This is a genomic window from Tunturiibacter gelidiferens (genome assembly GCF_013410115.1).
GTDB classification, from domain to species: domain Bacteria; phylum Acidobacteriota; class Terriglobia; order Terriglobales; family Acidobacteriaceae; genus Edaphobacter; species Edaphobacter gelidiferens.
Genome location: NZ_JACCCV010000001.1, coordinates 416421 through 440562, shown reverse-complemented (window position 1 = coordinate 440562; position 24142 = coordinate 416421). Strand labels below are relative to the sequence as shown.

Annotated in this window: 22 protein-coding genes; 8 read left to right on the top strand and 14 right to left on the bottom strand. The window is 58.7% G+C overall.

Features of this window, described 5'->3' with window-relative positions; translation table 11 throughout:
* Nucleotides 1-56: 56 nt before the first annotated feature.
* The 4 genes from HDF12_RS01940 to HDF12_RS01925 form a co-directional block, all read right to left on the bottom strand.
* On the bottom strand, nucleotides 57-965 hold the full coding sequence (locus tag HDF12_RS01940; protein ID WP_179580807.1) for a sugar phosphate isomerase/epimerase family protein: 909 nt from the start codon (nucleotides 963-965) through the stop codon (nucleotides 57-59).
* Nucleotides 966-1100: 135 nt separating this feature from the next.
* Nucleotides 1101-3395, bottom strand: coding sequence for a patatin-like phospholipase family protein (locus tag HDF12_RS01935; protein WP_179580805.1), 2295 nt, complete (start codon nucleotides 3393-3395; stop codon nucleotides 1101-1103).
* 292 nt (nucleotides 3396-3687) lie between these two features.
* Entirely contained in the window at nucleotides 3688-4740 is a 1053-nt protein-coding gene (locus HDF12_RS01930; protein WP_179580803.1) for an LLM class flavin-dependent oxidoreductase, read from the bottom strand.
* A gap of 313 nt (nucleotides 4741-5053) precedes the next feature.
* A complete protein-coding gene (locus HDF12_RS01925) occupies nucleotides 5054-6793 on the bottom strand; it encodes a peptide-N4-asparagine amidase (protein ID WP_179580802.1) in 1740 nt (579 codons plus the stop codon).
* 328 nt (nucleotides 6794-7121) lie between these two features.
* Between HDF12_RS01925 and HDF12_RS01920 the strand changes: the two genes are divergently transcribed.
* From HDF12_RS01920 to HDF12_RS01910, 3 genes are all read left to right on the top strand, one after another.
* Entirely contained in the window at nucleotides 7122-7835 is a 714-nt protein-coding gene (locus tag HDF12_RS01920) for a DUF4386 domain-containing protein (RefSeq protein WP_179580800.1), read from the top strand.
* Between the two features lie 587 nt (nucleotides 7836-8422).
* Complete coding sequence (locus tag HDF12_RS01915) at nucleotides 8423-8719, top strand: HU family DNA-binding protein (protein ID WP_158792936.1); 297 nt, start codon at nucleotides 8423-8425, stop codon at nucleotides 8717-8719.
* 136 nt (nucleotides 8720-8855) lie between these two features.
* Nucleotides 8856-9440 (top strand): GNAT family N-acetyltransferase, encoded by a 585-nt coding sequence (locus HDF12_RS01910; RefSeq protein ID WP_218892281.1) that lies wholly within the window; start codon nucleotides 8856-8858, stop codon nucleotides 9438-9440.
* Here the strand turns inward: HDF12_RS01910 and HDF12_RS01905 are convergent.
* The 9 genes from HDF12_RS01905 to HDF12_RS01865 all read right to left on the bottom strand — a co-directional run bounded on the left by HDF12_RS01905 (nucleotide 9437) and on the right by HDF12_RS01865 (nucleotide 18544).
* On the bottom strand, nucleotides 9437-10165 hold the full coding sequence (locus HDF12_RS01905; protein WP_179580798.1) for a methyltransferase family protein: 729 nt from the start codon (nucleotides 10163-10165) through the stop codon (nucleotides 9437-9439). The two genes, HDF12_RS01910 and HDF12_RS01905, sit on opposite strands and share 4 nt — an antisense overlap.
* Nucleotides 10166-10188: 23 nt before the next feature.
* Nucleotides 10189-11487, bottom strand: coding sequence for a metal-dependent hydrolase family protein (locus HDF12_RS01900; RefSeq protein WP_179580796.1), 1299 nt, complete (start codon nucleotides 11485-11487; stop codon nucleotides 10189-10191).
* A gap of 70 nt (nucleotides 11488-11557) precedes the next feature.
* Nucleotides 11558-12481, bottom strand: coding sequence for a ParB/RepB/Spo0J family partition protein (locus HDF12_RS01895; RefSeq protein ID WP_179580795.1), 924 nt, complete (start codon nucleotides 12479-12481; stop codon nucleotides 11558-11560).
* A gap of 149 nt (nucleotides 12482-12630) precedes the next feature.
* Nucleotides 12631-13593, bottom strand: a complete 963-nt coding sequence (locus HDF12_RS01890) for a ParA family protein (protein WP_179580794.1) — start codon at nucleotides 13591-13593, stop codon at nucleotides 12631-12633.
* A gap of 165 nt (nucleotides 13594-13758) precedes the next feature.
* Nucleotides 13759-14361: a 16S rRNA (guanine(527)-N(7))-methyltransferase RsmG gene (gene rsmG, locus HDF12_RS01885; protein ID WP_179580793.1), complete on the bottom strand. Its 603-nt coding sequence runs from the start codon at nucleotides 14359-14361 to the stop codon at nucleotides 13759-13761.
* Nucleotides 14362-14451: 90 nt separating this feature from the next.
* The gene (locus tag HDF12_RS01880; protein WP_179580792.1) at nucleotides 14452-15231 is read right to left on the bottom strand and encodes a gamma-glutamyl-gamma-aminobutyrate hydrolase family protein; all 780 of its coding nucleotides are present in this window, start codon (nucleotides 15229-15231) and stop codon (nucleotides 14452-14454) included.
* A gap of 76 nt (nucleotides 15232-15307) precedes the next feature.
* Nucleotides 15308-16183, bottom strand: a complete 876-nt coding sequence (locus HDF12_RS01875) for a lysophospholipid acyltransferase family protein (protein ID WP_179580791.1) — start codon at nucleotides 16181-16183, stop codon at nucleotides 15308-15310.
* The gene (locus tag HDF12_RS01870; protein ID WP_179580790.1) at nucleotides 16180-17664 is read right to left on the bottom strand and encodes a bifunctional folylpolyglutamate synthase/dihydrofolate synthase; all 1485 of its coding nucleotides are present in this window, start codon (nucleotides 17662-17664) and stop codon (nucleotides 16180-16182) included. The genes HDF12_RS01875 and HDF12_RS01870 overlap by 4 nt, the downstream gene beginning before the upstream one ends.
* 550 nt (nucleotides 17665-18214) lie before the next feature.
* Nucleotides 18215-18544 (bottom strand): hypothetical protein, encoded by a 330-nt coding sequence (locus HDF12_RS01865; RefSeq protein WP_179580789.1) that lies wholly within the window; start codon nucleotides 18542-18544, stop codon nucleotides 18215-18217.
* Between the two features lie 229 nt (nucleotides 18545-18773).
* Here HDF12_RS01865 and thrS point away from each other — a divergent pair, with 229 nt between their 5' ends.
* The 5 genes from thrS (at nucleotide 18774) to HDF12_RS01840 (ending at nucleotide 23488) form a co-directional block, all read left to right on the top strand.
* The gene (thrS, locus tag HDF12_RS01860; RefSeq protein ID WP_179580788.1) at nucleotides 18774-20792 is read left to right on the top strand and encodes a threonine--tRNA ligase; all 2019 of its coding nucleotides are present in this window, start codon (nucleotides 18774-18776) and stop codon (nucleotides 20790-20792) included.
* A gap of 63 nt (nucleotides 20793-20855) precedes the next feature.
* On the top strand, nucleotides 20856-21209 hold the full coding sequence (locus tag HDF12_RS01855) for a hypothetical protein (RefSeq protein WP_179580787.1): 354 nt from the start codon (nucleotides 20856-20858) through the stop codon (nucleotides 21207-21209).
* Nucleotides 21210-21368: 159 nt separating this feature from the next.
* Nucleotides 21369-21851 carry an SRPBCC family protein gene (locus tag HDF12_RS01850; RefSeq protein ID WP_179580786.1) on the top strand — a complete coding sequence of 161 codons (483 nt, stop codon included), beginning with the start codon at nucleotides 21369-21371 and terminating at the stop codon, nucleotides 21849-21851.
* A gap of 111 nt (nucleotides 21852-21962) precedes the next feature.
* A complete protein-coding gene (locus HDF12_RS01845) occupies nucleotides 21963-22871 on the top strand; it encodes an NADP-dependent oxidoreductase (protein ID WP_179580785.1) in 909 nt (302 codons plus the stop codon).
* A 176-nt stretch (nucleotides 22872-23047) separates the two neighbouring features.
* Nucleotides 23048-23488: an SRPBCC family protein gene (locus HDF12_RS01840; protein WP_179580784.1), complete on the top strand. Its 441-nt coding sequence runs from the start codon at nucleotides 23048-23050 to the stop codon at nucleotides 23486-23488.
* A 30-nt stretch (nucleotides 23489-23518) separates the two neighbouring features.
* Here the strand turns inward: HDF12_RS01840 and HDF12_RS01835 are convergent, their stop codons facing one another.
* On the bottom strand, nucleotides 23519-24052 hold the full coding sequence (locus tag HDF12_RS01835) for a Jag family protein (RefSeq protein WP_257025306.1): 534 nt from the start codon (nucleotides 24050-24052) through the stop codon (nucleotides 23519-23521).
* Nucleotides 24053-24142 lie beyond the last annotated feature (90 nt).

Below are 24142 nucleotides of genomic sequence, written 5' to 3'. Positions count from 1 at the left end.
TGTTGGATGCAGATTTGTCTGCGTGACGCGTTTGCGGGGATGATCTTTTCTTTGGCTTATACGATGGGGCGGAGAGTCTCGTAGCTGACGCGGACTGCTTCGAGCGAGGTCATGCCTTCGATGGGCGGGTCCTGCTCGACGAAGATGTGTTGGAGGCCGGACTTCTCGGCGGCGGCGATGATGGGTTTGAAGTCGATGTGGCCGCGGCCGACTTCGGTGGGGCGATGTGCGGGGTCGACGCCGAGAGTGGTGGTGACGGGAGTGCCGGCGGGGAAGTCCTTGGCGTGCATGAGGGGATAGCGGCCGGGATACTTGGTGAAGTAGTCGATGGGATTGTGGCCGGAGGTGACCATCCAGCCGCAATCGAGCTCGAACTTGACGAGTTTGGGGTCGGTCTCGCTGAGGAGAATCTCGTAGCCGGTGTGGCCGTCGTAGTCGCGGAACTCGAAGTTGTGGTTGTGATAGGCGTACTGGAGACCGGCCTTCTGGGCCTGGGCGCCGATCTCGTTGGCCTTGGCGGCGATCTTTTTGAAGTCGTCGAGGGTGAAGGCTTTGATGAGATCCATCATCTTTGAGACGTCGAAGGCCTGCGGCGAGGCGGGAAGGAGGACGGAGCTGACGACGTAGTGGGCGCCGAGGGTGTTGGCCTGATCGAAGAGTTGGACGTTGTCGGCCATGCCGAAGAAGAGATGGGCGCTGGGGCATTTGAGGCCCGCGTCGTTGAGCATGGTCCGCATCTGGGCGGCGTTGATGTCCTGGAGGGGGAAGGACTCGACCTCGCGGTAACCGATCTTGGCGAGGGCGTGGAGGGTTGCGAGGGCATCTTTTTTTAGCTCGTCCTGCACGGTGTATAGCTGCACGCCGATGGGGAGACTGGTTTCGCCGAATGCGGATCGGAAGGGAACGAGGGAGGCGAGGCCAACGGCAGCGGACTGTTGCAGGAACAGACGGCGTGAGGGATTCATGCTTCTCCTGATGTTGCTGTGAGTCTTCTGCGGGTTTAGCTGGCTTCGCGATTGTGGCGGAAGCGAGTGTTTTGTTTGATTCGGAATCGGGATCAGTCTACTTGGCGTCTGCGAAGCGCTGTCAAGGGAATAACGCTAGAAGACGTGGCCGAGGCCGAACCACCACTTGCGGTGATCGTTGTTGCCAGCGGCTCCGCCTATATAGATGGGGCCGAGAGCGGTGCGGACGATGACGGCGACGCTTCCGTCCCAAGCTTCGGATTCAAGTTCGTCCACGGGGTTGAGATTGTTGTAGACCTTGCCTCCTTCAAAAAAGCCGACGGCATAGACGCCTTCGCCGAGGAGTGGTGGTAGCCGGAAGATCTTGCGTTCGTATCCGCCTTGAAAGAGCCAGTACTGGGTGCCGAGGAGTTCGTTGCGGCCGTAGGAGCCGAGGCGGAATGGACCGCCGAGTGGGAAGCCCTGGAGGTCGGTGACCTCTGGCGGCGCGCCGAATGCGGTGCCTCCACTGGCGGTAAGGAAGACGCTGTTTTTTTCGTTGAGGGGAAGGTATCCGGCTACGCGAGCTTCGGCGAGGGTGAAGGGGTCGTTGCCTTTGGAGGGCTCGTGGCGTTCGACGCGGAGAAAGGTGTTGACGCCTCGGAAGGGGAGTACGGCATTGTCGGTGCCGTAGTAGGTGTAGCGGAGAGAGGAGACGCTTTGCTGCTGGGGCGGGATGGAGAGGTTGTCGAAGTCGACACGTTTGGAGACGGAGTACCAGTACTCGTCCTGACCGATGCGGAGTTCGGCGTTGCGGCGCCAGGTGTAGCCGACATCGAAGCCGACGCCGTTCTGGTTGATTTGATACTGCGAGGTTCGGGAGCCTTCGTTGTAGAAGTCGAACCGGCTGCTGGTGGCGTAGGCGCGGGGAGCATAGAAGAAGTTGCTGTGGGGCGTGAAGGGCCGGTAGTACTCGCTGCGGACGCCGTAGGAGTAGCCAAAGAAGATGTCGGTGCGCCACTCGGAGCGGAAGCCTCCGAGGTTCTGGAAGATGATGCGGCCCGCCATACCGAAGAGGACGTCCTGGGTGTCGCCGCCATCGATGTTGATGGCGAGGTCAAGGAAGGGAGGGCCGTTGTAGCGGGGGTAGGCGTTGATGGAGAGCCCGGTTGCGCCGTTGCGGTCGATAAGGTTGTAGCCAGCGGCGTTGAGGGTGCCATAGCCGACGTATCGGGTCATCTCCTTGGCGAGGAAGGCAGTGTTGATTGGTCTATGGATGACCTGCTGAAGACTGCGTTCGATCTCGACGCGGGCTGGGCCAGTTACACCTGCTACGGTTACAAATTGGGGATCGGGGACTTCGGTCTTGCGGCGGGAGTTGCGCTGGGCGACGTAGGTGGCCCATTCGGCGTCGGTGAGGGCGAAGCGGTCGAGAAGCTTGGCTTTGGCTTCGGCAGCCTGCACGCCTTTGGGGATGATCTCGCTGGATTTTGTGAACATGCTGCTAGTGAAGCCCTGGAGTTTAGAGGTGATGAGGATGTCGGCGGCTTCGATGCTGTGCATCTCGTTAGCGGCGATGGCGATGCTGACGAAGTTTCCGGTGGTGGCGAGGAAAGAGCCGGGAGTTGTCTGTGGGCCGCCTGAGTTGTCTAGGTAGCTGGCGATGATGAAGTCTGCTCCGTTGGCTTTTGCGACGTCGACGGGGAGGTTGTCTACGGCTGCGCCGTCGGTGTAGGTGACGCCATCGATGACGACGGGGACGAAGATCGCGGGGATGGACATGGTGGCGCGGAGGGCTCGGGCGAGGGATCCGTTGTCGAAGACGTGGGCTTTGCCTGTGTTCATGTTGGTGGCGACGCAGCGGAAGGGAACGGGGAGATCGTCGAAGGACTTGAGGTTGTAGTCGGCGAGGGTGGCGGCGTCGAGGATGAGGCCGACCTCATGGCCGGAGTTGAGTCCCTCAGGCAGCGAGATGCCGTGGCGGAGGCCGAACTCGAGGCGGTTCGGGTATTCGATCCGGTCCTGCTTGCGACGGTAGGAGAGGTCGGAGAAGGGGACGCGGCCGCCGATGGCGCGGGTCCAGTCGATGTCCTGGACGAGTTCTCGGATCTCGTCGGGGGTTCGACCGGTGGCGTAGAGTCCGCCGACCAGGCCGCCCATGCTAGTGCCGACGACGAGGTCGACTGGGATGTGGTGCTGCTCGAGATACTGAAGGACGCCGATGTGAGCAAAGCCGAGGGCTCCGCCACCTTCGAGGACGAGGGCTACGCGGGGATGACGGCTGGCGGTGGGGGCTGCGTCCTGGGATTTGGGTGCCGTGGTCGCTGGAGCGAGATCGGGAGCAGGAGATGGGGTGGTTGCAGGGATGGTCTGGCTGTGAGTGATGCCGGTAGTGATGAGGAGTATGAGGGAACGGAACAGAGTGCGACCGGTTCTTCGATACAGCGACATACCAAAGTCCTCCAATATCGACAGCACCTGGCGGGTCCGGACGGGAAAGAGTTTGCAGTGGTCCTTTGAACAATGTTATTGCGGCTGATAGCGGCGGCAGCCCAGAGAGCCTGCCGCGCGCGATCAGCATCTCATCTTTTCATTTATTGGGGTGCGTGTCTGCTTTTTTGGGATGTGCAAGTGCAACAGCAGATCCCCTACGGGGATGACAACAAGAAGGCAAAGACAAGTATTACGACAAGACTACGGTACGACTACTGCTACTGCTGGGGCAGAAGCTAGAGCGTTCGATTTATTTTGCCGCGTTGGGTACTGAGAGAGATTTGCGGATGATGGGAGCTACCTTCGTGCCGAGGAGCTCGATGGCATGGAGGAGTTTGTCGTGGTGCAGAGCGGCTACGCTCATCTGGAAGCTGATGCGGGAGATGCCGCCGAGGGCTTCGTTCATCTTGAGGAGCTTTGAGGCTACGGTTTCGGGATCACTGACCATGAGGGCGCCGGTGGGACGGCGGAGGGCTTCGAACTGGCTGCGAGTGACTGGCGGCCAGCCGCGTTCTTTGCCGATCTTGGTGAAGGCTTCGGCGTAGCCGGGGAAGAAGTCGTCGGAGGCCTGCTGGTCTGTGTCGGCTACGTAGCCGAGGGCGTGGATGCCGACTTTGAGCGAGTCTGGCGCGTGGCCTGCTTGTTTGCCTGCTTCGCGGTAGAGGTCGATGAGGGGGCGGAAGCGGTGGGGCTCGCCGCCGATGATGGCAACCATCAGTGGGAGACCGAGCATGCCGGCGCGGGCGAAGGACTCCGGCGTGCCGCCTACGCCGAGCCAGACGGGCAGAGGGTTTTGCAACGGGCGCGGGAAGACTCCTTGTCCCGTGAGCGCGGCGCGGTGTTTGCCGGACCAGTGGATGTTGTTGCTCTCGCGAAGGGCAAGGAGGAGATCGAGTTTTTCGGCGAAGAGATCGTCGTAGTCTTCGAGCTTGAGGCCGAAGAGAGGGAAGGACTCGATGAAGGAGCCGCGGCCTGCGACGATCTCGGCGCGGCCGCCGGAGATGAGGTCGAGGGTTGCGAACTCCTGGAAGACGCGGACGGGGTCTGCGGCGCTGAGTACAGTGACGGCAGAGGTGAGGCGGATGGTTTTCGTGATGGAGGCGGCTGCTGCCAGAATGACTGCGGGGGCGGAGTCGAGGTATTCGGTGCGATGATGCTCGCCGAGGCCGAACTGGTCGAGGCCCACTTCGTCGGCGAGCTTAATCTCTTCGAGGAGATGAGCGATGCGCTGCTGTGCGGATACGGTTTCGCCCGTGATGCGATCCGGTACAAGTGCGGCGAAGCTGTCAATGCCGATCTGCATCGGTTGTCCTCTGGATTGATTGTCTCCTATGGATGATGTGGAGTGGGATTGGATTCAGATGCGGTGCTTCTGTGAACGGCTTCGGTCGAGAGGACGAAGTCTAATGGGGACAGCAAAGACAACAGCAGGTTCCTCCGCTTCGCTGCGGAATGACAACAAAAGGGCAGGCAACAGCAACAGCAACGGCAACAGCAACAGCAACGGCAACGGCAACAGCAACAGCAACAGCAAAGCGGGGGAGAGGTACTTCCCACCCATCGCAAACTGCGCGATGGATGGGGCACCCTATGATCTGGGTTGCTTCAGGTGTGATTTAGAACCAGGGGTTGTGGTCGTGGCAGCCTTTGCCGTCGGTGACGGAGGTCAGCTTCTGGTTCGCGGCGGTGAGAGAGCGGCTGTAGCAGTCGCCGAGGGAGTCGTTGCTGCGGTAGGAGGCGCTGGAGGTGCCTACGCCGGGCGCAAGGATGCTGAAGCCGGAGCTTAGTTGAATAGTGTCCTTTGAAGCGACCTGCTCTTGAGTGTTGGAATGAAAGTAGGAAAAGCCGTCAAGAGACTTCGCTTCAGTGTGGAGGTTCCGCTGGTCGACTGAGACTGTCTGCGTGAAGGTACCGTCGGGATTATTGATTAAGGTGTAGTCGAGGGTGAGGGGAAAAGAGATGTGCCTGGTTGTCTTCTCGATCAGGAAACTGTCGCGAGTTGTCGTCTCGGAGTCGACGGTGCTGGTCTGAACCAGGTTTTGGATTTCGGGTTGGGTTACCGGATTGACGTTGAAAGTCTGGGCGCTGAGGAAGTTGACCTTTTGAGCGACGGTGGTTTCGACGCGACCATGCGAGGTGTTGACGTATCCGGTGATAGAGAAGGTGCGATTGGAGCCTACGTTGACGGTGCCGGTGGTGGTGCCGCTGGAGTCGGTGGAGAGGTTTTGCACGACCTCAGGATTTGGCGCGGCGGTGAGGGTGTTGCTGAGGACTCCGCCTGAGACTTCTTTGCTGCCGTGGTCGGTGTAGACGAGCATGTTGGCGGTGGAGAGGAAGTATCCGTTGGCGTTGTAGACGCTGACGGCGACGGTGTGTGTGCTGCCGTCGGCGAGGAGGCCGGCGAAGGGCGTGAGGTCGACGCGGTAGGGCTTGAAGTCGAGGGTCTGGACGCCGGTGATGGGCTCCCAGAGATAGGGGTCGAGGCCTCCGGTGTAGATCCAAGGGTAGACGGGAGCGACGCCGGCAGGTTTGCCGTCGATGGAGATTTCGGTCTCGCGGAAGGCGGTGTTGCCGCAGGTTTCGAGCTCGCCTGCGACGGCGCTGGGGACGCAGAGGTACCAGAACTCGTCGCCGATCTGGCTTTGCGAGATGACGTCGAGGTAGACCTTCTCAACGTTGCGTGGGAGGTTGAGGGTGGCGGTGGCCTGGTCGGTGGTGGTGTTGAGGGTGACGGGGCCGTTGCCGGAGCTTACTGGTACAACGATGTCGGGCGTGACGGGAGCGGGGGCTTGCCAGGAGGCAGGGTAGAACTCGAGCGCGGCGCTGGCATAGATGATGCCGGTGTAGGTCGAGTTGACGATGTTGCCGATGGAGGCGAGGCCGGTCTGCGGAGATTTGAAGAGTGCCGTGAGGTCGGTGAGGTCGCGCTCGATGTGCCAGGAGGGACTGAGGGCGGCTCGGGGTTCGGCGGTGGTGCCGTAGAAGATGTTGGTGTCGCCGAGATAGAACCAGGCGCTGCGGTCGAACTGGCGGCCGGCGGTGACGGTAAAGTCGGCGGTGAGGACGACCTTCGCCCAGGGACCGGGGCAGGCTGCGGGAGGCGCGTAGGTGAGGGGCGCGCCGTTGAAGTTTTCAAAGGCTGCGTTGCTGAGCAGAGAGACGACGCAGGGTTTGGTGGGGGGGCGAGAGACAAGAGGCTCGGCCGTGGCTGGGTTCGAAGAGCCTACCTGCGGGGTCGGCGGCACGGGGACGACTTGCGCAGAGGCGGTGCAGAGGGCGAGGGATGCGAGGAGGAGAAATTTCGAAACGGAAGGGAGGACTCCGTCGACGCGCGAGGGGGAGAGTGCTTTGTGCATGACTTCACTCCTTGGATTTGCTGCGGAGATTTGCTGCGGAGGACCATATCACATCGCTGCAACGAGATGAAATGATTTTGAGCATATCTATAATTTTGTTTCATATTAGTGAATGAATGGTTTCGATATTTTCTTTTGTAAGGACCCAGGATGTGGTGGGTCAGTTTCCGGTTAGCCCTTTATACGGCCTAGAACCGGATCAGGCCTGGTTGCAAGAGGTTCTGTGAGAAATCACCTGGTTTCATTGTGTGGCGTAACATTTCGACAGCCTTCGCCGTTTCTCCGATAGACCCCTTTTACCAAGGCCCCTTACAACGAGGGAGGGAACATGAGTTCCACGAAGAACCCAGGCAGATTCGCAGGACTGCTGTATCTACTCTTCTCAATACCTGGCGTCTTCGCCATGGTCTATGTTCCCAGCAAGCTACTCGTGCACGGAAACGCAGCGGCGACGGCCAACAACATTGCGGCCTCCGAGACGCTTTTTCGCCTCGGCATCGCGGCCCAACTCATCAGTCAGGCCGGTTTTATCTTCGTGGCGCTGGCTTTATACGACCTGCTCAAGGGGGTCAACCGGCGGTACGCCTCGCTCATGGTGACGTTCGTTGTTGTCTCGATCCCGATAGCGTTTCTGAATGAGCTGAACTCAATCGCTGCCCTCGTTCTGGTGCGCGGGGCTGACTTGCTATCGCTATTTGAAAAGCCTCAGCGGGATGCTCTGGCTATGCTGTTCCTTAATCTTCATTTTCAGGGACTTGTTGTTGACGAAATATTTTTTGGTCTGTGGCTCTTACCGCTCGCGCTGCTGGTGTACGGGTCGCGATTGCTGCCGCGCTTCCTGGGCATCTGGCTCGCCCTCGATGGCCTGGCGTGGATGATCCTGAGCCTTACGGGCATACTGTTGCCGCAATACTACGACAAGGTGTTTACCTACGCTCAGCCCGCCTCTTTCGGGGAGGTGGCGTTTATGCTGTGGCTTGTCATCAGGGGCGCCAGGTCGCCAGCGCTGGACGCCACAGCCTTATCGTCGGCGGTTAGTTAGGATGCACTTCGCGGGTTGTCGGCAATCCGGAAGTTTGCACTTGGACGAGAAGGCGGCAATCAGGAATCTGACCCACTACCGGAAAACTTTGCGGTGTTGACTCGTGGAATCGATTCGGGGGGACGCTACGAGTTTTGGCGCATGGAGGCTGAATGGCAGGGCGCGATATTTTTATCTGGCTATTGCGGCTAGCTTGCCATCGCGGTTTATCGCGGCCTGAATTCGTGATGAAATTTCGTGCATAGATCGTTGGGTAAAACACTTTTCTTAGGGATCAGACCCTTCCTAAAACGAGGCTGCTGGTGAGGTCTTTGCGCCTGGAATCTGGGATTTTTCTTGGAATTTATGAGAAAAATGTACCTGTTTTCGAACAAAACCAAGAAAAACCGGAAAAAACCTGTGGAAACCGAAGAAAGGGAGTTGACAAAGCGCGCGGAAAGGCTGAAGGTGAATTGCGGTACGGTTCTCCGCACCCGCATGAACACTGGTGATTTCGCATTGCAAAACTGGATGCGCTTTACGAAAACTTTATGTGGGCAAGGTGAGCAGACCTTAGACTCTATATCGAAAGCAAGAAGGAGCAACACATGGCAAAGGGAATGACAAAGACAGCGCTGGTTCGCCACCTGGCGGAAAAGCTCGAACTCACCAACAAGCAGACCGCTGGTTTCCTGGAACTGCTGGCAGAGACCGCAGTGAAAGAGACCAAGAAGAATGGCGAGTTCACCATTCCTGGGATCGGCAAGCTGGTAAAGGCAGAGCGTAAGGCGCGTCTTGGCCGCAACCCGCAGACGGGTGAGACCATCAAGATCAAGGCCAAGACCGTGGTGAAGTTCCGCGTGGCCAAGGTTGCGAAGGATACGATCGCACCGGTGAAGAAGTAGTTCGACTGCGACGCTGAGTGCGCCGGTTGGCGCGAGGATGTCGCATGAGACAAGCCCTCCCCGATTGATGCGCCTCAGAGTCTAGTCTGCTGAAGCGTGAGCATCAGTAACACCAACCCGCTGTGTCCACGATCTGATGTGGGTGCGGCGGGTTTTCCCTTTACAGATGGCGGATTCCTCTTTGACTCGACCGCACGACTACTTTCTTCTGACAGATCGCTTAGGGTTTGGACAGTGGAGCGAAGGAGACCTTCCCCTCGCCCTTGAACTATGGGGCGATCCTGGAGTGTCTTCGCTGATTGGCGGCCCCTTTACCGATCGTGAAATCGGTGCGCGGCTAGCTCGTGAGAGAACCATGTTGATCGACCACCAGGTTCAGTATTGGCCTGTCTTCCTGCTTCAAAGCGACGATTTTGCCGGGTGTGCCGGACTTCGGCCCTATAAAAACGATGGCCGCATCTTTGAGATGGGAGTCCATCTGAAACCTAGTTACCAGGGGCAGGGCCTCGCTCAAGAGGCGGCACGAGCCGTTATCGATTTCGCATTCAAGACGCTGCAAGTCCGAGGATTGTTCGTGGGACATCACCCGAAAAATGCCGCGTCGCGACGCCTCATCGGAAGGCTTGGTTTTTCTTTTACGCACGAAGAGTTCTATGCACCTACAGGCGCAAATCACCTGTCCTATCTGCTGATCAATCCGGGCTGTCCCGAAACTCTCTAGGCTCTCCTGGGTGCGGGCTTGAGGAAGGCGCGGACGATGAGGGAGAGGCCGAGTGAGATGAGGACACCCTTGATGATGAGCATGGAGTTGTAGCGCCAGCCGAGCGTCGCGAAGGAGATGGCCACACCCCACATGTAGATTTCGGATAGGAATGCTGTGGGCCAGGTGGGGCGCATGGGGAACGCGGGGATGCGTGCGGTGAATGAAGGGAAGAGGCGTGGGACTTTGGCGCAGTACTCAAGATAAGGAGCACCGAGTTTTGCGGTGAGGAAGAACTCCTCTGCGAAGATGAGGCGGAGTTGGAAGAAGGCGACGGCGAGGATGCAGAAGATGGCTCCGCTGGGCGGCATGAGAAGCGCGAGCGCGAAGGTGTGGAAGAAGGTGCCCAGGTAGAGCGGATTGCGGAGATAGCGATAGGGACCAGCCGCCACGAACCCTTCGCCGTGCATCGCGCCAGCCTGAACGATGGAGGGATCGACGTAGGCGGAGCCCCAGGTGCGCAGGAACGCTCCTGCAACGGCGCAGAGGATGCCGAGGACCAGAACCGCGATAGTGGCAGCACTGAAGCCGAGCCAGCCGCTGCGCGCGGGCCACGCGGCAAGGTACTGCCAGGTGCGAATGGAATCCAGGTGCAGCAGGCTGTTCCACGGGGCAATGAAACCGAGCAGGTAAATGACGATGCCAATGATGAAACGAAGACGAAACTCAAGGGCTGAGGCTTTCATATTGATTCGGAGATTTCTTTCTGCTACTTGTGAGTCTCGTCTTTGTAGACCACGCCGGACTTCATGACGAAGGGGACGTGCTGCAGGAGCTTGACGTCCTTGAGCGGATCGCCGTCGATGGCGATGAGGTCGGCCCACTTGCCGGGTTCTAGCGTGCCGACGCGGTCGGTCCAGCCCATGAGATCGGCCGCGTTCGTGGTGCCGGTCTGGATGCCTTGCAGTGGCGACATACCGAATTGATTGACGTAGACATCGACCTCGTGCGCGTTGAGTCCATGCGGATAAACAGCGGCATCGGTGCCGAGCGCGATTTTCACGCCCGCTTTGATGGCCTTAGTCGCATTTTGTTTTTCGACGGCGCTTACATCCTTCATCTTTTGTTGGTAGAAGGGCGGAAGGTTGCCGTACTGCTGCATCCAGTCGATCAGGTAAGCAGTAGGAACGAGGTAGGTGCCCTTCTTCTTCATGAGGGCGATGTCTTCGTCGTTGATGTAGCTGCCGTGTTCGATGGAGTCGACACCGGCTTCGGTGGCGAAGAGGATGCCTTGTGCTCCATGCGCGTGGGCCGCCACCTTGCGTCCAAGACGATGAGCATCGGCGACGATGGCCTGCATCTCTTCGAGGGTGTACTGCGAGGCTTGCGGATCGTCGCCCTTGGAGAGGACGCCTCCGGTGGCTCCGATCTTGATGAGATCGGCGCCGTACTTGATGTTTTCGCGCACCTGATGCTGTACGGCGGGGATGCCGTCGGCTACACCCTGGCCGTGGACATGGTACTCATACGGGAGCAGGTTCTCGTCCATGTGCCCGCCGGTGATACCGAGGGCGGGACCGGAGACCTGCATGTGTGGGCCGGGAATGTGGCCGGCGTTGATCTCGTCGCGGAGAGCTACGTCGGTGAAGTCGTTCGCACCTACGTTACGCACGGTGGTGAAGCCGGCTTCGAGCGTGACCTTTGCGTTTTCGACTCCGATGATCGCTTCTTTGGCAGGCGTCATGGAGAGTTCGTAGTAGGGGTCAAAGTTCGGCGCCATGGTGAGATGGGTGTGGACGTCGATGAGGCCGGGCATGACGGTGTATCGGGTGAGGTCGATCTCGGTATCGCCGGACTGTTTCGGTGTGGAGGCCGTCGGCGCGATCGCGGTAATGCGGTCGCCTGTGACGATGATGGTTTGCGCGGCAGGTTCTGCGCCGGTCTTGACGTCGAGCAGATGGCCGGTGCGGAGGAGAGTGCGTGGTGTCGTTTGAGCGACCACGGAAGAGACTGCAATTTGTAACAAAATAAGGAGCAGATAGTGTTTCACGTGGTTCGCGTAACGCATGTGCAGTCTCCTGGACGTTTCGGTTGAGAATTTTTGGTGCGTTGTTGCTCGGCCTGAGTTTTCAAAGAAGTTATTGACCGCCTAAGGCGGTGAGGATCGAGTCGAAGTCTTCTAGGCCGGAGTACTCGATGATGACGCGGCCTTTGCCTTTTTTGTCCTCGATGCGGACCTTGAGACCGAGGGAGCGGCGCAGACGATCCTGCGCTTCGCGGACGTTGGGATCTTCGGGTTGGGCGTCGGCCTTCGACTCCTTCTTCTCTTTAGCTTCGGGATTGATGAGGCCCTGGACGTAGCTTTCGGTCTGTCGGACAGAGAGTGAAAGCGCGATGACCTTTTGGGCGGCAGCAGTGATTGCTTCGGGGGAATCGAGCGCGAGGAGAGTGCGCGCGTGGCCGAAGGAGAGGTCGCCGGACTCGACTTTCTGCTGGACAGAATCTGGTAAACGTAACAAACGAAGGAAGTTAGATACACTCGCCCGTTCTTTGCCCGTGCGGATGGCCATCTGTTCCTGGGTCATCTTGAAGTCGTTGCTGAGACGCTGGTAGGCGCGAGCCTGCTCGATGGGGTTGAGATCGGCGCGCTGGAGATTTTCGACGATGGTCATCTCGAGCGTTTGCTCGTCTGAGACCTGACGGACGATAGCCGGGATGGTGTTTTTATTTGCCTTTTTGCTGGCCAGCCAGCGGCGTTCGCCGGTGATGAGCTGATAGCGGCCTCCGCTAAGTGGCCGCACGACAATAGGTTGTACTACGCCTGACGCTGTGATGGACTGCGCCAGCTCCGCTAACTTGGCCTCGTCGAAGTGGCTGCGGGTCTGGAACGGGTTGCGTTCGATCTGGTCCAGGGAGATCTCGAGCGGCTTGCCGGTTGGTTCTGCGGCAGGTGCTGCCGCTGCGGAGAGAGATATAGGAGCAGGCGTGGGACGCTGGGGGAGGAGGGATTCAAGGCCCTTGCCCAAGGCGCGGCGTTTGGGATCTGCGGTGACGGTTGGCATGATTTTTCGGCTTTCTGTTTTTGAAATGAGAGGCTTGTCCTGCCGGACGGGCCCACTGCGTGTGGGGCGGTCACTTCGTGACTTGTATACCCTGTTGTGGCTTCGCGGATCTGTAGTGATCCCTCCCGTTGTTCGGTGTGAGTTCTGTTCTATTTGCTGGACTGCCAGAAGCGGGTCTTCTTTTCGAGTTTGTTGAAGGACTTGAGAGAGCTTGCGGCCGCTGCGGCTGCCCTTTTTCTGCGTTTCTCTTCTGGGCTGTCCATCTTATTGCGAGTCAGGAGTTCAAGGGCCAACTCGCGATAGGCCTCCGAGCCGCGAGACCTGGGGTCGTAGAGCGAGACGGGCTTGCCGTGGCTGGGGGCTTCGGCGAGGCGGATGTTGCGGGGGATCGTGGTCTTGAGGAGCTTGTCCGTAAAGAAGGCTTGCAGATTCTCCGAGACTTGCTGGGAGAGGTTCGTGCGGTCGTCGTACATGGTGAGGAGGACGCCCTCGAGAACAAGGCCGGGGTTGAATGCCTGGCCGACGCGGTCCAGGGTACTCATGAGCTCCGAGATGCCCTCGAGGGCGAAGTACTCGGCCTGCATGGGGACGAGGAGGCTGTCAGCGGCGACGAGGGAGTTGAGGGTGAGCAGATCGAGAGCTGGGGGGCAGTCGAGGAGGATAAAGGGGTAATTGGCGCGGATGGGCTCTATGGCTTCGCGGAGCTTGTATTCGCGGCGGTCGAGGGATATCAGCTCGATGGTGGCGCCGATGAGATTTTTGCTGCTGGGAACGAGCTTCAGTGTGTCGATTTCGGTGGAGAGAAGAGCTTCGGCGATGGTGGTTTGGCCAACCAGGATGTCGTAGATGCTGAGACGGGCTTCCTCGCCATCCTTGGCGCGGGCGAAGCCAAGTCCGCCGGTGGAGTTGGCCTGCGGATCGCAGTCGATGAGAAGGGTATTGAGGCCTTCGAGGGCGAGGGCAGCTGCGAGGTTGATGGCCGTGGTCGTCTTGCCGACTCCGCCCTTTTGATTGACGACGGCAATGACTTTGGAAGGCTTCGGCGAAGATTCCGGGTCTGCGGGCTTTTGCGCTGCGTCTTCAGGCTTGGGAGTGAGCTGTTCAGTCGTCATTGCGGTAGTTGCAGGGTATCGGGAGGCGAGCGGCGTGGCAATGGCGGCTGGTCTGTGCAGAACCCGCAAGGGCTGTGGAGAACTTGTGGGATACGTGTTTTCGGCGTCTGGATTGAAGGCTTTCGGGAGAAGCGATGTGGAAATCTTTTGTTCCACGTGGAACATTTATTGGCGAGTAGCGCGAAGAAGGATGCTGGTTTGGGTACCGGGGATGGGGATCGGGGCTCGAAGGGTAAAACCGGGAGGCTGGATTGGTGGGGCTCCCACGAGTAGAAGGAGTTCTTTTTCGGCGAGGGGAGCAGCAGACGATAAGGCGGCCGCCATGTTGTCCACTGCGCGAAGCGTAACTGTATGAAATTGAATGGTTTTTGGCATGGTTTCGACCCGGCCCGCCCATACTTCGACCGGCAGGCCAAGGATTCGAACGGCTTCGCGCAGAAAGGTGGCCTTTTTATTTTGAGATTCGGCGAGAGTTACGGCGATCTCGGGGCGGAGAATGGCGATGGGCAGGCCGGGAAAACCTGCGCCGGAGCCGAAATCGAGGAGCGTCCTGATTTCGGGGGTTAGATGTTGTCCTGCAAACAGGCTTTCGCCGAAGTGACGACGGACGATCTCCTCGGGGTCGCGAATTGCGGTGAGGTTGGTGCGGGCGTTCCACTTGAGGAGGAGTTCTAGGTAGAGGGAGAGCTGGGAGACGATAACGGGTGCTGCACTCGGAAGATACGGGGTCAGGAGTGAGGCGATCTTCGCCTCTGAGAGGGTTGGCATGGAAGTCCAGTATCTCAGGGTTAGGTCTCAGCGGTTGAGTCTTGGGAATAGGAGTGTTCCACGTGGAACGTTATGAATAGAACGATGCCTTCAGGCGACGGAGGTGTGGATATGGCGCGGGGTCCAAGTGGCGGCTTGCTCGACGAAACGATCGAAGAGAGCGCGGGACGAGGGGCTGAGGTCATAGCTCCGCTCGGGATGCCATTGGACGCCCAGAACGAAGTGTGAGGTGGCGCCTTCGCTGGCCTGGCCGCCCTCAACGCCTTCGATGACTCCGTCTTGCGGGCAGCGCGCGGCGACGCGGAGACCATCACCGGGGATGCCGATAGCCTGATGGTGGCTGGAGTTGATGGGCAGACGAAGGAATTCGTCCTGTTCGGAAGCCTCGGCGGGGTCCAGGAAAGAGCCCAGGAGGGAGTCTGGTGCGATTGCGGCGTTATGGGCTATTGCTACACTTCTGCCGGCGGCATGGTTTACCGGGAGGATTGAGAGATCCTGTACCAGCGTTCCTCCGCGCCAGACGTTGAGGAACTGCAGGCCAAAGCAGATGGCGAAGATGGGTTTGTAGAGGTTGTGGGCGTCCTGAATGAGGAGTTCGTCCACATTTTCCCGGGCGTTGTCTGCAGGAGAACACTCAGGGACGGGTTCCTGGCCGTATTTCTGCGGGTTTACATCGGCGGGGCTGCCGGGAAGGAGGACGGCCTGACAGGTGTTGATGAGATCTGCGATCGCTCTGGGAGTCTCGTTGAGTGAGATTGCAACCGGATCGCCCCCACTACGTTCTACCGCGGCCGCGTACTGGGGCCATGAGCGCTGGTTATAGGCGAGGTCTGTACTCGTGGGAACGGGGATGGCGATGCGGGGCTTCATGGCAGATTAATCATACGACTTGTCGCTGTGTTCCACGTGGAACATCTTCTCCGTAACTGGCCACAAGTGAAACTCACTATTGATTGGTGGAGTACTGGGAGTACGTGGCGGAGATGGAGTCGTAGAGCCGCTGAGTAAGTGAGTCCGCGTCCCGGGCATTGAGGCCGACGGTAGGAATTGGGTCGCCTATGACGATGAAGACGGGGCGAGGATGAAGAGCATAGACGTGGATGGGAAGAAGCTCGTAGGTGCCGATGAGAGTGAGCGGCACCAGGGGAACCTGGGCCTTGATGGCCATGTAAGCGCAGCCGGACATCATCGTCTGGAGCTGGCCTGTCGCTGCACGGCCCCCTTCCGGAAAGAGAACCAGTGGCAGACCATGCTTCAGCGTGGCGACGCCCCGGTTCAGGCTGGCTATCAGGGAGCGGGGACTCTTCGAATCCACCGGAACCTGGCCAGAGCGATTGAGGTACCAGCCGATGAACGGAATCTTCCAGAGCGATTGCTTGGCCAGAATGCGGAACTGGAAGGGCAGTTTGGCGAAGAGGACTGGCGTGTCCATATAACTGAGATGGTTGGAGGCGTAGACGGCGGTCTCCTGCTCGTGGAGCTTTTCGCGGCCGATGATCTTGACGGGAGACAGGCTGATGAGCAGGAGCGTGCGCGCCCAGAGGTGTGCAATCGCGTGCTGCTGGCGGCCAGACTTATCCCAAAGGCCGGCCAGGAGGGAGATGCATCCGAAACCCGCAGTCGCAAGGCCCACAAGGGGGATTAGAAGAAGGTACGACAACCAGCGAAGCAACAGCGGGGGCTGCTTCGAGGTGAAGGGTAGACCCTCCGGCTCTTCTACGGAGAAGGCAGGCTGAGCAGACGGCTTTGGTTCGGATGATACGGAAGCGGCGCCGTTCTCATTCTTGCCCGGCAGGTTTTCCGCCAGAGGAGAGTCGTTCATAGCTCTCCGGCGAGGCGGCGAATCTCGCCCACTAAATAGACGGAGCCGGTAGCGATGATGAGACCGTCTGAGGGCGTTACGGCACGCGCCTGGGCGAGGGCGGCGGCAAGGTGAGGCGCAGCGTGAGCTGGAATATCGAGAGCGTGCGCAGCGGCCAGGAGGTCGTCGATATGAGCGGCACGGGGATTATCGATTGGAGCGAAGACAATGTGGTCCTTGCTGCGTTTGGAATCTGTGGAGGAGGCGTCGAAGAGCGGAAAGAGTATCTGGGCCATCTCGTTGAGATCCTTGTCGCGGAGGCAGCTGAAGACGAGGGTGCGAGGCTGGGCTTCGGGAAGCTGTGCGATCGCGGCGCGGAGCGTCCAGGCACCGGCCGGATTATGCGCTACGTCGAGCAAAAGCTGCGGACCATCGGAGAAGGTGAAGAGTTCGAGGCGGCCGGGCCAGTGCGTATTCCGAATTCCTGCTTCGATATGGGCATTGGTTATTTTGTAACCAATTTGGTTACTTTCTCCAGCAATCTGGCCTAATTTGTAACCTTCTAAGTGACGTAACTCTGCCGCAGCGGCGATTGCCAGCGCAATATTACGCTGCTGATGATGCCCGGAGAGGGGCGAATTCACTTCGAGGGCTTCCCCGTCGAGCGTAATGCTGTAGTGGTTGGCTGGAAGCGGGGTTGCCGCTTGCTTTCCTGACGCTCCCACTTGGTGGCCAGGAACAGATCTCGAAACACCTGGAGTCTGTCCGGGAATGTAGCTGGCGGCGTTGATGGCGCGGAGATTGAGAGTGGCTGCAGCCTCGCCGATAGCCTGATTCGCGTCGGGGTGTTGAGGGAGGGTGATGAGAGTGCCGTTAGGGCGCAGGATGCCGGCTTTTTCGCGGGTAATCTCTGCGATAGTGTTGCCGAGATAGTCCTGATGGTCGAGAGCGATGTCGGTGAGGATTGAAAGGAGCGGTTCGACGATGTTGGTGGCATCGAGACGTCCCCCCAGCCCAACTTCGAGGATGGCGATGTCCACCCGAGTCTTTTCCGCGTGCGTTGCGTTCTCTCCAGCGAAATAGAGAAAGCCTACCGCGGTGAGCACCTCGAAGAAGCTGGGCGGGTACGGCAGGTCGCCGGCTTCGACGAGATGGCGGGCGGCCTCGTCGACCTGGAAGTAGAGGCGGGCGAAGTCTTCGTCCGGAATCTGATGACCGTCGATCTGGATTCGTTCGTTGACGCGGATCAGGTGGGGTGAGGTGTAGAGGCCGGTACGGTAGCCGGCGGCGGTGAGGATACTGGCCAGGGTGGCAGCGGTAGAGCCTTTGCCATTGGTTCCAGCGATCAAAATCGAGGGAAAGGTCATTTGAGGGTCGCCGAGTGCCGCGGCGAGGACTCGCATGTGGGCGAGGTCGAATTTGCGGCGGGGCGTACTGGGTGTTGCGGGGGCAAGTTCCTGCCCTAAAGCGTAGAGATGGTCGACCGCTGCCGTGTAGGACATGGGGCTATTTTAGGCGATGGCGCGGCTTTGAATACTGCGGCGGGCACCGTGACCCGGGTCGAACTCGCAAATTCCACTGCCGTGCCGCCTGTAACACCAAGGTGGGATATCGAGGGTGGTTCGGCGGGCGGATAGTGGGGTATCAACAGTTGCAACATGCAATGTTTTGCAAACTAATCTGCCGGTTCAAGCCCTGGAGGGGTCCTTAAAACCCAAGGGGAGAAAGGAGACGTTTTATGCGCTTAGCACTAGGTATCGCTTTTGGAATGATCGCCGTGGCACCGTTTTTCGGTCGGTGGAGGGCGAATGTGTGGTTGAAGAAACATGTCCCCGCAGAACGTACGATGAAGAGTGTTCCAGAGATCGCTTAACTAAAGCAGCAACAGCAATAAGAAAACAGGACCGTTGCCCACAGGGGTGCGGTCCTTTCCTTTTTGGCATTTGTGATCTGATCGGGCCGACTCCGCAGTCGATCTCTCCCCAAAAAGAAGGTGGCGGACAGCTAAATAGCTGTCCGCCATTGCAACGGCTGCTCAAATGAACGGGGAAGTTACCGCTCTTTTTTGGCTCGTCTCGAGATCATGACCACCTTGGAGATCTCGCTGGGTATCCGAGCAGGACCGGCAAGCATCGCCGTCCTGGTGAATCGCGGCGATCCCGTCCAGCCCGGAAGCCGAAACAGATCGAAGGGGTGGGCTGCAGGAGTTTTGTCGTCGCTCTGCTCCGGAGAGTGATGGTCGCGGAGCTCGCCGAGAACGATGGAGCGCGTGGTAGCGCGTTCAGCAGGGGAACTTGATTCCCAGTAGAGGCGGAAGCCCTGACCGCAAACCGAACAGTGAATGTCCTGCCGGAACTCGGATCTTCTAAGTAACACCTGCATGTAGTTGTCGTCCTGTGGGCGATTTCACCCGAATTTCTGGACACTCTCAAACATCCTTACCGTAGCCGGAGCCTGCGGACGAAGCCATAGCACGCTCGTGTCAACGGTATGGTTCGGTAGTAACGCCCGCGATTATGACCGACGGCGCCCAGGTTCGTATCCCATTCGCAAGCCGTCACCTCGACGCGATTTGCGGCAACCATCTATTCTTGAAGATGTGAGCGAGCAGATGATCAGGATTCAGCTTCCGGACGGTTCAGTGCGCGAGGTTTCGCGCGGTACGACAGCGTATGACGTGGCGATGAGCATCTCGCCGCGACTAGCTGCAGCGGTGGTAGTAGCGCGGATTCGTCCGCTGACGCCGGCGACTACCGGAGCTGTTGAGACGGATGAGACCTCAGAAGCCGCGATGTATGGCGGCGCTGAGAGTGGAGAGCGGTTGGTCGATTTGACCGCGCCCCTAACGGAAGATGTAGCGCTCGAGCTCCTGAAGGAGAGCGACGAGGCTGCACTGAAGGTGGTGCGTCACTCCGCCGCGCACGTGATGGCTACGGCGATTCTCGAACTCTTTCCCGAGACCAAGCTCGGACATGGACCGGCGACGGACTCCGGCTTCTTCTATGACGTGTACCGTGAGACGCCGTTCAGCGACGAAGATCTCGCCGCGATCGAGACGCGTATGGGCGCGGTCGTTGCGCGCGATGAGAAGTTTCTGCGTGAGGAAGAGTCGCGCGAGATGGGACTGAAGGACTACGCCGAGCAGGGCGAATTCATGAAGGTCCACTTCATCGAGAAGTTTACGCAGCCGGGCGACGAGATCTCGCTCTATCGCAACGGCAAGTTTGTCGACTTTTGCCGTGGCCCGCATGTGCCTTCCACGGGCCGCGTGAAGGCGTTCAAAGTGACATCGGTTGCCGGAGCCTATTGGCTGGGCGATGAGAAGAATCAGCAACTGCAGCGAATCTACGGCACTGCATTCTTCAACACGAAGGATCTCGACGCCCACTTCAAGCGGCTCGAGGAGATCAAGGCTCGCGACCATCGCGTGCTCGGCAAGCAGCTCGATCTGTTTTCCATCCAGGAGGTCGCGGGATCGGGGTTGATCTTCTGGCATGCCAAGGGCGGACTCATTCGTAAGACGATGGAAGACTGGATGCGCGAAGAATGTATCCGTCGCGGTTACGATATGGTTTACACGCCGCACATCATGCGACGAGAGCTTTGGAAGATCTCGGGACATGAAGGTTTCTATTCGCAGAACATGTATCCGCCGATGGAGCTCGACGACGCGGAGTACCGGCTGAAGCCGATGAACTGTCCCGGCCACATCTTGATTTACAAGAACTCGCCCAAGAGTTATCGCGACCTGCCCGTGCGATACGCGGAGCTCGGCAACGTGTATCGCTACGAGCGGTCGGGCACGATGCACGGTTTGCTGCGCGTACGCGGCTTCACGCAGGATGATGCGCACATCTTCTGCATGCCGGAGCAGGTCGTCGATGAGATTGAAGGGTGTCTCGACTTCGCCGAAGCTGTGCTGAAGACCTTCGGGTTCAACGAGTATCGGGTCGAGCTCTCGCTGCACGATCCGAAGAAGTCAGGAGAGTTCGTCGGCAATCCCGGCGACTGGGAGAAAGCCGAGTCGGCCCTTAAGGGTGTACTTACCAAACGCGGAGTCGCGTTCAAGGCCATTCCCGGGGAGGGCGCGTTCTATGGCCCGAAGATCGATATCAAACTCGTAGACGTCCTGGGACGGCTGTGGCAACTGTCGACCGTACAGTTCGACTTCAATTTGCCCGCACGTTTTCAGTTGGAGTACAAGGGCGAGGACGGGGAGCTGCATCAACCCGTGATGGTGCATCGTGCGCTGTTCGGTTCGGTGGAGCGCTTCTTCGGCGTGCTGATTGAGCACTACGCCGGCGCTTTTCCGCTGTGGCTCGCGCCGGTGCAGATCGGAATCGTACCCATCTCGGAGAAGCACGTAGAGTATGCCGTCGCGGTGAAGGCGAAGCTTGAAGCTGAGGGCCTGCGCGTGGAGCTCGACCAGCGGAATGAAAAGATGAACGCGAAGATCCGCGAGTTCACCCTGCAGAAGGTACCTTTCGTATTGGTGGTGGGCGACAAGGAAGCGGCTACGGAAGCCGTGAGTGTGAGGACACGCGGAAAGGGCGATGAGGGCAGTGTTGCGCTCAACGACTTTATCGAACGAGCCGGGGGATTGGTCGCTTCGAAGTCGGTTGGTCTGTGATTAAGGTCGGTTGCTCTGTGATTTAAGACGGTTGCACTCTCAATCGACGTGGAGGAGTTGACGATGGCTTCGCTCTCCGATCAGGACCGGGCAGCGGCGATTACAATCCTCGATCAGTTGCGCGAGCGAATCGTTGCTGTCACCGGCGACGATCGCGAACGCCTGTTTCAGATGCGGCGATACATCCTCAAGCGCCTGGAGTTCGACGAGCGCGGAACGCCGACCCAGCGCCGCAAGCTGAAAGAGGCGAAGCGGAAGAGTCAGCTTGGACTTTGCGCGTTGTGCCATACAACGTTGCCGGAACGCGGCGCGGAACTTGATCGTTTTCGTGCCATCGATGGGTATACTGCAAGAAACACCCAGCTGGTATGCCATAGCTGTCACCAGAAGGCTGAAGCAGAACGCGGATTCGCATGATGTTGAGGACCTGTTTCCTGAGATCTCCATCACTGATGATCAAGCGATAAGTATCGATAGAGCAGGGCGAGGGTGTTCGGCGACGCCGCGGATCTGTTGACGGACAAAGGTTTAGATTGAGTCTGCAAGCTGAACAGCAGTACAATCGACAGGGGACCGATGTTTACGATTAGCGACAGTGTTCATATCAATGCTCCGATCGAGAGATGTTTCCTGCTTTCGACCAACATTGAGTTGGTGGGAAAAACGCTGGGAATGAAGCCGATCGAAGGCAAGACCAGGGGAACGATTGCACCTGGAGACAAGCTGCTGTGGGCAGGATGGAAGTTCGGCTTTCCGCAGATGCATGAGACCCTCATTACCCAATACGAATCGCCTGTGTTTTTTCAGGACACGATGGGGAGGGGACGTTTCAAGCGGTTCCAACACGACCATCACCTCTTCTACATCGATGGACGCACAGTTTTGAACGACAAGATTCGGTTCACTCTTCCGCTTTCGTGGGCGGGGAGAATCGTCGCCCGTACGATCCTTGTGCCTTACATCTCCCGGGTGCTTCGGCGCAGGATGAAGCTGCTGAAAAAAGTAGCCGAGAGTCAGGAGTGGCGAAAGTATCTTCCGGAAGAAACACTAGCGGACTAAGGCTACGTCCCGATCTTCGATCCCAGGCACAACAAATTTAGTCTCCATCTGTTTAACCACTTCAAGTGCGGGAGTGGTTCTGTATGCATCTCACCCTTCTAGAGGTGTTCGATGAGGGCTGTCGTCCTGCATGAGTATGGTGGACCGGATAAGTTGAAGTATGAAGTTGTTCCAGACCCCGTTGCCGGCAGGGGTGAGGTGTTGGTGAGGGTTGTGGCCACCAGTATCAATCCGATCGACTACAAGATGCGGAGCGGAGAGGCGAAGCAGCACTTTCCGCTGGAGCTGCCCGCGATCATCGGACGAGATCTCTCAGGGATCGTTCGTGAGGTAGGCGAACGCGTGAGCGGCTTTGCGCCCGGCGACAAAGTGATGGGATTTGCGACAAAAACCTACGCTGAGCTGGTGGTAGTCAAAGCGACCGATCTCGCGCTCGTTCCGGAGAAGCTGGATCCCGTGCATGCGGCAGCACTGCCTCTGGTGGCACTGACTGGGGAGCAGCTGATTACTCGCGGCACGAAGATTCAATCCGGCCAGACCGTGCTGGTCTCCGGTGCAGTCGGCGGCGTTGGCCGGTCGGCGGTATGGGCCGCGAAGAAGGCCGGGGCTATCGTAATCGCGGGAGTGAGAAAGTCGCAGCTACAAGAGGCGGAGACCTTGAAGGCCGACCACATCGTCGCGCTTGATGACTCGGCGGCAATGGAGAAAATCGGATTTCTCGATGCGGTCGCGGACGCGGTTGGCGGCCAGACCGCGAACAAACTCCTGGCAAAGGTGAAACCGGGGGGAGTCTTCGCTTCGGTACTGGGGCCCCCGACAGATGCGAAGTTGCATCCCACGGTCAGGGTCGAGGCGGTTAAGGCCGTGCCAGACGCTAAAACACTGAGAACGTTGGCCGAAGACCTGGTTGCCGGACAGTTTGCCATTCCAATCGACAGGATGGTGCCGCTCGCCGAAGCGGGCGAGGCTCAGGCAGCGGCAGCAAAAGGTGGGATAGGAAAGATACTATTACTGGCGTAATCTATTTCTGTTACGCCAAGTACTGAAGAGTAAACGGTGACTGGGCCATGGACATGGAGACGATTCGACTAGAAAGCTGGATCGATGCACCGGTAGAACGATGTTTTTTGCTGTCCCTGAGTGTTGATCTTCATCTTGCATCGGCGCGTTCTTCCCGAGAGCAGGCAGTAGAAGGGGTGACGAAGGGTCTGATCAGCGAGGGCGAGACAGTAACCTTTCGCGGCCGGCATCTCGGTTTGAAACTGCGACACAAGAGCCGCATCGAGGTTCTGCGACCCTATTCGTACTTTCGTGACGTCATGGTTACGGGTGTCTTCTCACACTTTGAGCATGAACATCACTTCGCGGCCATGGATGACGGTACCCGGTTGCGCGACGAGATTCGATTCACCGCTCCCTGGGGCGCGATAGGACGGCTCGCGACGAAGATCCTGGTCAAGCGCCACCTCACGGCCTTTCTAATGGAGCGGAATGCCGGGCTCAAGCAGGTGGCAGAGTCCGAAGACTGGCACCGTTACCTCGATGGTCAATCCGTGACGATCGCGGTGGCTCCCAAAGGAAGTTCGGTGAAGCAGAGATGGGAAGCTAGCAGTCTGCTCCCTCGCTCGCAAAGTTGACCTTCCCAATAACTCGCTATGGATGCGCCGTTAGCGCCGACGGAAACTGTTGCGAATGGCGCGTGTACGGTCGGCCGTCGGGATCGGCTGCGCAGGCGCCGGGCCCTCTGGATAGAGAACCACAAAGCGTCTGGGACCTTCGCCGGAAGAGGCTGTCGGCAATCCAGACTTCGTCAGGGCGAGGTGAAGCATCCGGCGTTCACGCGAAGTCATAGGCGGGAAGGAGTAGGGTCTGCCTGTGGCGCGAACCTGCTCGATGGCTGTCTCGGCAGCGAGATGGAGTTCCCGGTCGCGTTTGGCTTTGAAGCCTTCTGCGTCGAAGAAGATCAGGTCGTGTTCTTCGGGCTCGAGCCGGAGGATCTTGGCGGCAAGATGCTCGATGGCGTAGAGCAGCTCGCCGTTACGCGCAAGGAGAAGAGGAGTATCTGTGCCGGTAAACTCGACGCAAATCAAAGGCGACGGTTCGGAGCCGGAAGCGCCCGGTACGGCAGAGGAGTTCGCGCCGGTTGGAGTGTCAGCGTTGGGTTGCACGTGGCCGTTGCAGGCAAGGATGTGAGACTGCAAATCGAGACTTCCTGTGTCTGTTAAAGTTTTTAGGAAGTCCGCGATCTTCTTCACTGCACGGCCCTGATCCATCAGGGGGTTCGTCATTTT